The following is a 12,846-nucleotide window of genomic DNA, read 5'->3' on the forward strand; positions in this document are numbered from 1 at the left end:
AAGGGAAAATTTCTCAAAGTAAGTAATAAAAAGGGAAGGTGAAAAAATATGGTTTAGGTTAATGAGTAAGAGTCTATCATGATTTTCAAGATAACAAAAGAGTTTTTATTTCCTCTTATCGTTGGCATGGATATTGCATGAATAAAAGGTGAATGCAGGCAATTAAACGGAAGGGGGATTTATATGATTAAGAAAATAGCGATTATCGGTTCGGGTGTAATGGGGAGCGGGATCGCCCAGTCTTTTGCAGTTAGCGGGTATTTCGTCACCATTAACGATATTAAGGAAGAGCTGCTATACCATGCCCAAAAACGAATTTCCGAGAATCTAGCACTGCTCATCGAGGAAGGGGCTTTGACTGAGCAGGAAATGCTAGGCGCTTTAGCTCATATTACATATAGCGTAGATTTGGAAGCGGCCGTTAGCGATGCCGATTTTATCATTGAGGCGATTCCCGAAGTCATTGAGTTGAAGGTGCATCTATATGAGCAACTTGAGAAAATCATCAAACCGGATGTTATTGTTGCTTCCAATACATCGACCTTTCCGATTTCACAATTGATGGAGAAGGCCTCGTTTGCGGACCGGATGGTCATTACGCATTTCTTCAATCCTGGTCATTTGGTTCCATTGGTTGAAGTCGTGAAGCATGACGAAACAAAGCCGGAAGTTGTTCAGACAACACTCGATTTGATGCGTAAAATCGGCAAGTCTCCAATTCTCTTGAAAAAAGAAATAGCAGGCTTCATTGCCAATCGCCTTCAGACTGCCTTGATGCGAGAAGCCTTTTATCTACTGAAAGCGGGCGTTGCCGATGCAAAGGATATCGATACAGCGATAACGGCTGGACCAGGCTTTCGCTGGGCATTTACCGGACCGATCGAGATTGCTGATTTTGGCGGACTGGATACATGGCAGCGTGTTTTTGATAATGTCGCACCAGAGTTGGATCAAAGTAAGGAAGCACCTGTATTGATTCGTGATTTGGTGGCTGAGGGAAAACTTGGCACAAAGTCGGGGGAAGGCATTTTTACGTATGAGGAATCAACGGCTTCTCAAAAACTCGATGAGCGGGACCGTCATTTCATTAAACTGGGAAAATTAAAAAGGGTGAAGGAGGAAGTATGATGAGAGAAGTAGTGATTGTAGGGGCGGCGAGGACACCGGTTGGTACGTTTGGAGGCAGTCTTGCCAATGTTTCCGCGGTTGATTTGGGAGTTGTGGCAGCGAAGGAAGCGATCAAGCGGGCAAATATCTCGGCTGATTTGATCGATGAGGTGTTGGTCGGAAATATTCTATCTGCCGGATTAGGGCAAAACGTGGCACGTCAGGTTGCGATTCATACAGGGATTCCGGAAACGACGCCAGCCATGGCCATCAATAAACTTTGCGGATCCGGACTCCGTACGGTCATAATGGGGGCGCAATTCATTGCTCTCGGTGATGCTGAAGTGATTCTTGCCGGGGGAATTGAAAGCATGAGCAATGCTCCGTATTTACTTCCCAATTATCGTTTTGGACAGAAAATGGGGAATGCCGAAGCGGTGGATTCCATGACGAATGACGCCTTAACGGATGTCTTCAATCAATATCATATGGGCGTGACGGCTGAGAATATTGCCGAGCAGTGGGAAATCAGCCGCGAAAAGCAGGATGAATTTGCACTAAATAGCCAAAGAAAGGCTGAAAAGGCGCAGCTTGAAGGACGGTTTGCAGATGAAATCGTACCGGTTGAATATAAACGCCGTGGAAAGACGATCTTGGTCGATCAGGATGAACATCCACGTCATGGGCTGACGATAGACCAGCTATCGAAGCTGCGTCCTGCTTTTAAGGAAAATGGCACGGTTACGGCAGGAAATGCATCGGGAATAAATGATGGGGGAGCGATGCTGGTCCTGATGTCCAAAGAAAAAGCGGATGAGCTGGGACTGGAAGCATTAGCGACGATTAAGTCCTATGCAAACGCCGCGCTCGATCCGAAAATCATGGGGTACGGTCCAGTGCCTGCGACCAGAAAAGCTTTGGAAAAAGCGGGAATGACAATTGATGATATTGATCTAATGGAAGTGAATGAAGCGTTTGCGGCGCAGTCGCTTGCAGTAACGAATGACCTTGAGCTGCAGCCGGAGAAAGTGAATGTCAATGGCGGGGCGATTGCACTCGGTCATCCGGTAGGTGCTTCTGGTGCCCGGATCTTAGTGACGTTATTGTATGAAATGAAGCGTAGAGATGCAAAAACCGGCCTTGCCACATTATGTATTGGCGGCGGACAGGGAACAGCGCTGATTGTGGAACGGTAAGAGCTTGGCTCCATTTTCCTATGATATAATGGAGGAAACTTCAGACGGGTTAAGGAGAATCGGAATGGCCAGCGATAAGGAAACGATACAATTGGAATTAGTGAAAGCGATATTGGAAGAATTGCCTTTTGGTGTTTTAGTAACGAAAAACGAAAAAGAAATCGTTCTAAGAAATCGCATACTATCAGAGGTCTTTGCTGAGGATCAAGTTGATCGGCAAATCAATTCGATACTAGACAAAAACCTCATGCCAGCTGTAAATACCCCTATACGTTTGAATGATACAAATGGGATTATCAGAAAAGCGATCGTTCAAATGGCTGATGAGGAGTACCAGATTTATCTCCTATTGTTTACAAATAATAAAAGTGATTTTCTTAATGTCGATAATCATGAAGAAATTTTGTTTAAGGATATTATCGAAATTGCCTATGATGGCTTGGTGATGGTCGATACACAAGGATATGTCCAAATGCTGAGCCACGCATATGCCGATTTCCTTGGGGTCGATCAGGAAAGCTCTATAGGGAAGCATGTAACGGAGGTCATTGAAAATACCCGTATGCATGTAGTTGCCAAAACGGGTAAGCAAGAGGTCGCTGAATTACAAAAAATCAATGATAATTATATCATTGCGACCCGCTCCCCGATCCGCAAACAAGGTAAGTTAATAGGAGCGGTCGGAAAGATTCTTTTTAAAAATGTCGGGCAATTCACCGCGCTTTCCAAGCGGATAAACTCACTTGAAGTAGAGCTGAAGAAGTATAAAGGCGATTTTCGCGAAAGAAATAAAGCCTCTTACACGTTTGATCACTTGATGGGTAGAAGTCCTGCTTTCATGGAGGTGAAGGGTCAAGCCAAAATTGCCGCCAAAAGCGATTCAAATGTATTGATTTTGGGTGAAAGCGGAACGGGTAAGGAGCTGTTTGCCCATTCGATTCATAACGATAGCAGACGCGCGATGGGCGTATTTGTGAAAGTGAACTGTGCCGCCATCCCGGCAGAGCTGCTGGAGTCGGAGCTTTTTGGCTATGAAGAAGGTTCTTTCACCGGTGCGAAAAAAGGCGGAAAAGCTGGGAAGTTCGAAGCGGCTGAAGGCGGAACGATTTTCCTCGATGAAATCGGTGAGCTGCCGCTGCATATGCAGGTGAAGCTGCTTCGCGTGCTGCAAGAAAAAGAAATCGAGCGGATCGGTTCGACGGGAAGCATTCCGATTGATGTACGGGTAATCGCTGCTACGAACCGCAATCTGGAGGAAATGGTCTCAAAAGGGGAATTTCGGCTTGATATGTATTACCGGTTAAAGGTCATGCAATTCCAGGTTCCTTCCTTAAAGGAGCGATCAGAGGACATCGAAATACTGATACATCATTTTGTCGAAAAGTACCAAAACCTCATGAAAAAGCGCGTAATCGGAATCAGTGACCAAGCATTACGTCTGCTTCGCCTTTACAAATGGCCGGGCAATATCCGTGAGCTGGAAAATATCATCGAACGGGCAATGAATATCGTTGAAGCAGGGGAAATGATCCGTTCCAAGCATCTCCCGAAAGAAATAACGGGTCATAAGGAAGCAGTCACAATCCGCACTTTAGCTGAAGTGATGGATGAGACCGAACGGGCAGCCATCGTTTCATGCCTGGAAATGACTTCAGGCAATAAATCAGAAACGGCCAAAAGACTCGGCGTGAGCCGAACCACGCTATATGAAAAAATGAATAAATATCGGTTATGAATGTAGAAACCACTTTCAGACTGTAGGCAAATTCGTATGCCTGCAGTCTTTTTATTGATGGGAAAATAGTTACCTTTCCGCTGATTGCCTGCAGTGTAAAGGAACGGTCTAATTCCATCTTAGTTCTCACGCAAAATGGATTCGAACGGAAAAAGCGCTAGCAACTATGCGCTGGTGTCAGGAATTCCGTACATAAATAAACAGAGAGTTATAATGTTGTAAGAAAAGGCTTACACTTTTTGTGGAGTGTATACGCATGTGTACTGAAACCTTGACAGTTTTAAGAGATTTTATAGTTTGACAGGGAAATGAAATGTTGGAAAAGGCTTAAAAGATGAGATTTTCGATCGTAGGTAAGTTGGCACACTACTTGCATATTTACTTTAAGAATGGCCTATCTGTCATGTTATACATGTTTCTACGTAATAATAATGGTATTCAACAAATTTTGTTGAAAGCGTTATCAAAGAGGGGATGCGTAGTGCGATCATTCAGCTTGACTTGGGGAAGGCAGGTTTGGGTGGTAAAAGTAGTAAAGATATGGAGCTTAGGAGATTGATAGTTCTGCTTAAAGGCTTGCGAAAAAATATTTTTGGGGCTATGAGAGAAAAGGGGGAAATGAATTGGTGATTCAAATTTTAGCCATAGTTGTGGCGCTAGGACTTTTAATCTTTTTAGCCTACCGGGGCTATCCGGTCATTATCATTGCACCAATCGTTACGTTATTGGCGGTCATTTTATCTGGTGGACATTTGCTGCCGAGTTATACAGAGACATACATGACGTTTGCGGCTAACTATGTGAAAGCATTTTTTCCGATATTCTTATTAGGAGCCGTATTTGGAAAAGTCATGGAAATGAGCGGTGCTGCAGCATCCATCGCCAAGACCATCGTCAAATCACTAGGCTCAAAGCAAGCCATTCTTGCTGTCGTACTGGCCTGTTCGGCGCTGACATATGGCGGGGTATCACTGTTTGTTGTGGCATTTGCCGTTTATCCATTTGCAGCAGCCATCTTTAAAGAAGCAGACATTCCAAAACGATTATTGCCAGGAACGATAGCATTGGGCGCATTCACATATACGATGGATGCACTTCCTGGAACACCTCAAATCCAAAATATCATTCCAACGAACTATTTCGGAACAGATACGTATGCCTCGCCAATCATCGGGATTATTGGCGCGATCATGGTATTCACTGGAGGGATGCTCTGGTTAGAGCGTCGTCGTAAACAAGCGGTGGCAGCTGGTGAAGGCTACGGGGAAGGACATATTAATGAACCGGAAAGTGCCGAACAACAAAACCTGCCTAATTTTTGGCTGGCCATCGTACCGCTCATCCTGGTCGTCGTCTTCAATTTCGCTTTCAGCCGCAGTGCCATTTCGGTTAAGCACTGGTATGATGCATCGATGTTGAAGGAAACATTCAACATTGCCGATGTAAGCACCGTCACTTCATCCTGGTCTTTGATTGTCGCACTGACAATCGGTATCATTGCAGCGATGCTTCTGAATGTTGGACGAATCAAGGTCAAATTGGCGAGTGGATTGACCGCTGCTGCTATGGGATCTTTGCTTGCCATATTCAATACCGCATCTGAAGTTGGGTTCGGGAATGTTGTGAAAACGCTTCCTGGATTCTCGGTCATTCAAAACTGGGTGTTCAATGCAAGCGGCAATCCACTCGTGTCGGAAGCTATTGCCGTCAATGTGCTGGCAGGAATTACAGGATCTGCATCTGGCGGACTTTCGATTGCATTAGAGGTTATGGGAAGTCACTATTTGCAGCTCGCCCAAAATGTCGGTATTACCCCGGAAATGCTGCATCGAATTGCATCGATGGCCTCAGGCGGTATGGATACGCTGCCGCATAACGGTGCCGTCATTACCTTACTTGCCATTACGGGACTGACTCATCGTCAATCGTATAAGGATATCTTTGCGATCACGATCTTGAAAACAGTGACGGTGTTCATCCTTGCTTTTGCAACTTCATTATTTATTTAATAGAATAGTATTAAGAATGGAGATGATGGGAAATGAGTAAATTATTAACATCTTTTGATAACGCAATTGAAAGAATCGAGGATGGAGCAACCATTATCGTTGGGGGGTTCGGATTAAGCGGAATTCCCGAAAAACTAATCATTGCTTTACGTAACAAAGGTGTAAAGGATTTAACGATCGTCAGCAACAATTGTGGTGTCGATGATTGGGGTCTGGGCCTTTTGCTGGAAAATAAACAAATCAAAAAAATGATCGCTTCTTATGTAGGGGAAAACAAGTTATTCGAACAGCAATTTTTAAGTGGAGAGCTGGAGGTCGAGCTAGTTCCCCAAGGAACGCTTGCTGAACGGCTAAGAGCGGGCGGAGCGGGAATTCCTGCCTTTTATACAGCAACAGGAGTAGGAACGGAAGTCGCAAAAGGTAAAGAACATAAAGAGTTTGACGGCCGCACATACATTATGGAAAAAGGGATCGTCGGAGATTTTGCCTTTGTAAAAGCTTGGAAAGCTGATCATTTCGGCAATCTTGTTTATCGGAAAACGGCAAGGAATTTTAACCCTGTCGTTGCCACCGCAGGGAAAGTCACGTTGGTCGAAGTGGAGGAGCTTGTAGGAATTGGGGAGCTCGATCCAGATGATATTCATACTTCAGGGGTTTATGTACAAAAAGTGCTTGTAGGAAATGACTATGAAAAACGAATTGAAAAACTTACAACTGCTAACGCATAAAAAGGGGGAGTATTCGAATGAAAAGACAGCAAATTTTAGAACGGGCCGTTAAAGAAATCCAAGATGGTATGTGTGTCAATTTAGGGATCGGAATGCCGACCTTGATTGCCAACATGATTCCAAATGACTTTAATGTTATGCTGCAATCGGAAAATGGCTTACTCGGAATCGGGCCATATCCACAAAAGGATGAAGTCGATCCGGATTTGATCAATGCCGGAAAAGAAACGGTAACCGCAAAAGCAGGTGCATCTTTTTTTGATAGCGCTGAATCGTTTGCGATGATTCGCGGCGGCCATATCGATCTAGCGATTTTAGGCGGGATGGAAGTTTCCGAGAATGGGGACTTGGCGAACTGGATGATTCCAGGGAAGATGGTAAAAGGGATGGGCGGAGCGATGGACCTCGTCCAAGGCGCAAAACGCATCGTTGTCATTATGGACCATGTGAACAAGCATGGTGAATCCAAAGTGAAAAAGAATTGTTCACTGCCATTGACGGGAGAAAAGGTCGTCCATTGCCTGATTACCGAATTGGCTGTTTTCCAGTTTACAGAAGCCGGAATGGAATTGCTTGAATTGCAAAATGGCGTAACGCTGGATGAAGTGAAAAGCAAAACGGAAGCTGAATTTACAATAAGCCCTTCCATTGAAATTAGGGCATAAGGTAAGAGATTAATAGGAATAGACTACTTTTATTTCGTGCACGAAATAAAAGTAGTCTATTTTTTTTGTCTTTAACAATCATATTTAAGGTATCATTACAGTAACGTAGAAAAGCTCGCCCTGGAGGTTTAAAAAAGTGGAGAAACGTTTGGGTAAGGAAAAGTACAACAAAATCTATATGATGCAGCTGGCAACGATTTTTTTAGGATTCATTATTTTTGGTTTTTCGGAAAACATTAAAGGTCCGGCAATTCCGCGGATACAAGTCGATTTCATGTTGAACGAATCGCAACTTGGCACGTTGTTATCGCTCAATGCATTAGGGTATTTGATAGCGTGTTCATTCACGGCATTTCTAACCCGGATCTGGGGAATCAAAATCGTAAGTATCTCTGCCTTTGGAGCCATGATTTTATCGGGTGTTCTCATCTTTTTCTCCCGCGGTTATCCGTTGTTTTCCTCGTCTTACTTTCTGATGTACATCGGTAACGGGATGCTTGAGATTGCCCTCGCTATTCTTGGGGCGCGCATTTTCGTGAAAAATACGGGAACGATGATGAATTTGACTCATGGCTTCTATGGGCTAAGTTCCACCGTGGCCCCCTTGATTGCAATTGGCGTCATGTCGGTTAATATATCTGGTCATACGCTCGACTGGCGCGGCATGTATCTTGTTATGCTCTCCCTGTCGGTTGTTCCGATTATATTTGCTTTAGGCAGTTCTTTTCCCGGTGATGATCTTCCGGATAGTGACCGGGTTCCGTTGAAAATGCTGGTGCGGGATCGGGCCATCTGGTTCATGGTCCTGATTCTTTCGTTTGGTGTCGTATCGGAATTGGCGGTAGGCGGTTGGTTAGTGAATTATTTGGAGAAGGTGTACGAATGGGATACCGTCACTGCTTCCGGTATGCTTTCTGCCTTTTTCCTCTGCTTTACGCTTGCACGTCTGTTATTGGGACCTGTAACAGACAAAATCGGTTTCAACCTGTCGCTTATCATTTTCTCGGGGAGTTCGGCCATATGCACCTTTGCCGCCATTCTTGGAGGAGAAAAGCTAGCTTTTTTGTTCGCTGCGGCAGGAATTGGGATAGCGATGATTTACCCGACGGTTATGGCGTTTATTGCAAAAAGATACCCTAACGGCAGTGATACGGCCATTACGTTTACCGTTACGCTAATGGGAGTAGGCAGCGTTGTCGGCAACTATCTCATCGGAGGAATCATTGAAGCGGTCAAAAATCTGTACGGACCCGATACGTCCATAGGCTTGCTTCGCGGACTTCAAGCCGGGTATGGATTCATCGGATTGTGTGCTGCCATATGTGCGATTTGCAGTTGTGTTTTATACCGTTTTCTTAAAAAGCGAAAAGAACTCATTTAACGTGTTGATAGCGAAGTAACCGTATGAAATTTGTCCCTGCCATGCTACTTTTCCGTTAAAAAGGCTTATATAAAGTCTGATGGAAACGTGAATGGAGGGATTATATTGAAAGTGGCATTAAAAACATTACTGGATCGATCAGTGAAGAAGATGGGCAAGGCGATGAATCCTGTAGTGAGGGCATCAGCATTGGAGATGATCGAACGCGCATACAGTGAAGGGATCAATGTACAGATAAGTGCAGGTCACCGCTCTTTGGAAGAACAAGCCGCGCTTTATGGTCAAGGACGAGTTTACAGCTACAATGGAAAAAACTATAGTAATCTAGCTAAGCCAGTTGTAACGAATGCTAAACCAGGCCAGTCTTATCATAATTTTGGCCTCGCCATCGATTTCTTCATTGTGAGTGATGATGGCAGGAACGCGATATGGACCGTCAATTCAAGGTGGAAGCGTGTCGCTGCAATAGGAAAGGATTTAGGATTTAAATGGGGTGGGGATTGGAGTGGATTCAAGGATTATCCCCATCTGGAAATGCCACATCTTACTCCTAAGACCAATAAAGAAAATAGCCAAATAATCTCGATTCAAAAAACAGTAAACAGCCGATATAAAACCAATCTAGCGGTGGATGGGATGTATGGTCCTAAAACTAGATCGGCCCTTATAAAAGGCTTACAAACCGAGCTAAATAAGCAATTCGACACAAAGCTCGCCGTCGATGGAAAATGGGGCCCAAAAACCAAGGCAGCGATCGTCACCATAAAAAAAGGTGCTAGCTGCAAGATCACATGGATCCTGCAAGCTGCACTCTATATGGAAGGATTTAACCCCGGCCCCCTTGACTCACGATTCGGGAATAAAACCGAAACGGCATTACTTAACTACCAAAAAGCAAGCAAAATTACTGCAAATAAACAAGCCAGTAAAGAAACTTGGAACCAATTGTTCGCTTAATAGAGTATGAGCGCAAAACCAGCTAATCTGAATAGCAAAACTACTCGAAACCCACCTCTCAGCGAAATAATTCAACCTGTGTGGAAATAATTCAACCAACCCGGGAATAAACCATCCAATTCAAGCAATAATTCGACTTTCCCGGGAAATAATTCACTTAAATCTAACAAAGTTCGACTTCCCCGGAATATTCCTTTCTACACAACAATCCGCAATCGATTTAAGGGTTCATTCTAGCTCTAGGCACCAATCATTGCATTGCATGAAGCTCCCTGGCGGATATTCAAATTCGCTTTCGGAGATGAGGGTGAAGCCGAGCTTGCGGCATATCGCATTGGACGCTGCGTTATGGACGGATGGAAATGCGTGAATGGAGCGGTATTTGCGTTCGTCCTTGATTTTGGCTATGACAGCCTTCATGGCATCTGACGCCAGACCTTTCCCCTGAAAAGAGGGGAGGACGCTCCAGCCGATTTCATACACATTTTCATCGTTCCAGACGGTTTGCCAGTAGCCTACCGAGCCAACAGCATCTGCCTCTGGCAGGATGATGCTGAACATGCATCCTTCATCGCCAATCTGTAGATATCTTTGATGGCGTTTCAGGATTTGTTCTTTACTTTCTGGACCACCAAGATGCTCCATCATTTTCGGTTCATTGAGTTGAAAAAGTAGATCAAGGTCCTTCTCTCCCCAAGGCTTAATTTCTAATTTGGTTTCATGCATTCTTTTTGGAATCCCAATCACCCCTTTTATATTAATTTCCCTATAGAAAGGGAAACTCCTTTTTCAAGCTTTGTTGATTCTGTGAAACTATTTACCAATAAATGATATAATTTACAAGTGATTCTATCAAATGACAGAGAACGGAGATGAAGAAATGAAATCTTCAGTCAATCAGTTTTCCACTCAATTTGAATGGATATTGAATGTGATCAATGTGGGTGTCCATATCGTGAATAAAGATGGAGATACGGTTTTTTATAATGAAATGATGGCCCATATCGATGGGCTGGCTCGTGAACAGGTGCTTGGGGAGAATATCTTTCAGCTCTACCCATCCTTGACCGATGAATCGAGTACGCTGCAGGCGGCATTGGATAAAGGCATCGAAACGAATGAGTCGATTCAAACATATGTCAATGTAAAAGAGAAAAAAATAACCTCAATCAATAGCACGTATCCTTTATATGAGGATGGGAAGATCATCGGCGCAGTGGAGATCGCCAAGGACATTACCAAGGTCATGAACATGTATGACCAAATTGTTGATTTGCGTTCACAGCTTGCCGAGACCTATAAGAAAAATAAGTTCTTGGAAGGGACGGCAACTTATCATTTCAGTGATTTGATCGGAAGCAGTCCCGCATTTAAAGAAGCGCTATCATTGGCAAAGAAAGCGGCCCGTACTCATTCTCCGGTCATGATATATGGACCGACGGGAACAGGGAAGGAATTGGTCGCGCAAAGTATACATAATGTAAGTGCCCATCGCCATCAACCATTCATTGCCCAAAACTGTGCGGCGGTTCCAAAGGAATTAATGGAGGGACTGCTGTTTGGCACGACGAAAGGGGCCTTTACCGGAGCGGTGGATCGGCTTGGGATTTTTGAACAAGCCAATGGCGGTACGCTATTTCTTGATGAATTGAATAGCCTTGATGCTGGATTGCAGGCGAAATTGCTGCGGGTGCTGCAGGAGGGCGAGGTGCGCCGCGTCGGAGGAGCGAAGGAGCAAAAAATTAATGTGAAAATCATTGCGGCGATGAACATTTCTCCGGATGAGGCATTAGAGAGGGGAATCATTCGCTCCGATTTATTTTTTCGCCTGAATGTCGTGACGATTCAAATGCCGTCTCTGCTGGAACGTAAAACGGATATAGCGGAAATCGCCGATCACTTTGTTCAGAAGTTCAATAAATCATTTTTTTCGGACGTCCGCGGCATCAGTCAAAAGGCGATGGATCGGCTTCTTCAATATTCTTGGCCAGGCAACATTCGTGAACTGGGTCATGCCATCGAATTGGCATTTAACGTCATGGATGCCGGGGAGGATATGATTGATGAACATCACCTTCCGGCCTATCTTTTTCCTTCAGGCAAATACACTCCCACCAATGGGCACAGCCTGGCAGCAACATTAACGGACAAGATTGATTTACCTGCCGTCCTTGAAGAAATGGAAAAGGAAATGATCATCAATATGTTCCAGAAGTATAACGGAAATATCAGCAAAACGGCTGAGGCGCTCAATATTACGAGACAAGGATTACAATATAAATTAAGCAAGTACAGAATTGAAAAGGTGTATACGGCGGAAACGAGAGATTCAACATGACCTGTATGGATTAAAAGGAACAAGGAACTCCTGATTTCAGGAGTTCCTTTTTTGGGGCAATTTGTTCCATTCTTCGGCCAGGAGTCCATAAATAACATGATCGACATAATGGTCATATAACCACTCTGCTTTCCTTACTTCCCCTTCTTTTCTAAACCCTAATCGTTCAGGAAGCGCTCTGCTATTTTTATTTTCAACAGCCACTCTAACTTCTATCCTATTAAATGCAAGATCTGTAAAACCGTATTCAATTAACCTTTTAAAAGCTTTTGTCATGATCCCTTTCCCTTGAAATTCTTCACCTAGCCAATACCCGACAACCCCAATTTTATTCAACTTATTTATGCTATTGAATCCGATTGTACCTGCAATTTTCCCTTTATAAATAATCGCAAACGACGTTGGATATCCGCCATTTTCAACTAATTCTATCAGTCTTGATTTAATATTTTCAGCAGTATCTTGTACACTTTCTACATAATCGAGCCAACCGAGCCATTCTTTTAAATATGCTTTTGAACGAATCGTTAGCTTATAAAATTCTTCCGCATCATCTTTAGTGAGCAACCTTAAAGAAACTTCTTCATCAATCATATGTATCAACAAACCTTACTCCCCCTTGAAGCTATTATTTAGAAAATACAGATAATACGAGTTTATCATAGGAGCCTGCCGTAGAGGATGCTTATGTCCTCGAATGCAAGAAATCTGGCTGCAAAATATTGGGCAT

The 12,846-nt window shown here is 43.9% G+C and carries 11 protein-coding genes; 9 read left to right on the forward strand and 2 right to left on the reverse strand.

Annotated features, from left to right (window positions below):
* Window positions 1–183: 183 nt before the first annotated feature.
* The 8 genes from ASU00_RS08600 (at window position 184) to ASU00_RS25375 (ending at window position 9,778) form a co-directional block, all read left to right on the forward strand.
* On the forward strand, window positions 184–1,128 hold the full coding sequence (locus ASU00_RS08600) for a 3-hydroxyacyl-CoA dehydrogenase family protein (RefSeq protein ID WP_057913057.1): 945 nt from the start codon (window positions 184–186) through the stop codon (window positions 1,126–1,128).
* On the forward strand, window positions 1,128–2,303 hold the full coding sequence (locus tag ASU00_RS08605) for an acetyl-CoA C-acetyltransferase (RefSeq protein WP_057913058.1): 1,176 nt from the start codon (window positions 1,128–1,130) through the stop codon (window positions 2,301–2,303). The genes ASU00_RS08600 and ASU00_RS08605 overlap by 1 nt, the downstream gene beginning before the upstream one ends.
* A 64-nt stretch (window positions 2,304–2,367) precedes the next feature.
* Complete coding sequence (locus ASU00_RS08610; protein ID WP_057913059.1) at window positions 2,368–4,038, forward strand: sigma-54 interaction domain-containing protein; 1,671 nt, start codon at window positions 2,368–2,370, stop codon at window positions 4,036–4,038.
* Between the two features lie 623 nt (window positions 4,039–4,661).
* Window positions 4,662–6,047 carry a GntP family permease gene (locus ASU00_RS08615; protein ID WP_057913060.1) on the forward strand — a complete coding sequence of 462 codons (1,386 nt, stop codon included), beginning with the start codon at window positions 4,662–4,664 and terminating at the stop codon, window positions 6,045–6,047.
* Between the two features lie 32 nt (window positions 6,048–6,079).
* Complete coding sequence (locus ASU00_RS08620; protein WP_057913061.1) at window positions 6,080–6,775, forward strand: CoA transferase subunit A; 696 nt, start codon at window positions 6,080–6,082, stop codon at window positions 6,773–6,775.
* A gap of 17 nt (window positions 6,776–6,792) precedes the next feature.
* Window positions 6,793–7,440, forward strand: a complete 648-nt coding sequence (locus ASU00_RS08625) for a 3-oxoacid CoA-transferase subunit B (RefSeq protein ID WP_057913062.1) — start codon at window positions 6,793–6,795, stop codon at window positions 7,438–7,440.
* Window positions 7,441–7,618: 178 nt separating this feature from the next.
* Window positions 7,619–8,821 (forward strand): MFS transporter, encoded by a 1,203-nt coding sequence (locus ASU00_RS08630; RefSeq protein WP_057913278.1) that lies wholly within the window; start codon window positions 7,619–7,621, stop codon window positions 8,819–8,821.
* A 111-nt stretch (window positions 8,822–8,932) separates the two neighbouring features.
* A complete protein-coding gene (locus ASU00_RS25375; RefSeq protein ID WP_236712683.1) occupies window positions 8,933–9,778 on the forward strand; it encodes a M15 family metallopeptidase in 846 nt (281 codons plus the stop codon).
* Window positions 9,779–10,006: 228 nt separating this feature from the next.
* Here ASU00_RS25375 and ASU00_RS08640 read toward each other — a convergent pair whose 3' ends face one another.
* Window positions 10,007–10,504 (reverse strand): GNAT family N-acetyltransferase, encoded by a 498-nt coding sequence (locus tag ASU00_RS08640; RefSeq protein WP_082630231.1) that lies wholly within the window; start codon window positions 10,502–10,504, stop codon window positions 10,007–10,009.
* A gap of 130 nt (window positions 10,505–10,634) precedes the next feature.
* On the opposite strand from ASU00_RS08640, the gene ASU00_RS08645 reads away from it, so the two are divergent.
* A complete protein-coding gene (locus ASU00_RS08645) occupies window positions 10,635–12,116 on the forward strand; it encodes a sigma-54 interaction domain-containing protein (RefSeq protein WP_236712669.1) in 1,482 nt (493 codons plus the stop codon).
* A 36-nt stretch (window positions 12,117–12,152) separates the two neighbouring features.
* Here ASU00_RS08645 and ASU00_RS08650 read toward each other — a convergent pair whose 3' ends face one another.
* Complete coding sequence (locus tag ASU00_RS08650; protein WP_057913064.1) at window positions 12,153–12,722, reverse strand: GNAT family N-acetyltransferase; 570 nt, start codon at window positions 12,720–12,722, stop codon at window positions 12,153–12,155.
* Window positions 12,723–12,846 lie beyond the last annotated feature (124 nt).

Origin of the sequence: Peribacillus muralis, assembly GCF_001439925.1 — a bacterium.
Lineage (GTDB): Bacteria > Bacillota > Bacilli > Bacillales > DSM-1321 > Peribacillus > Peribacillus muralis.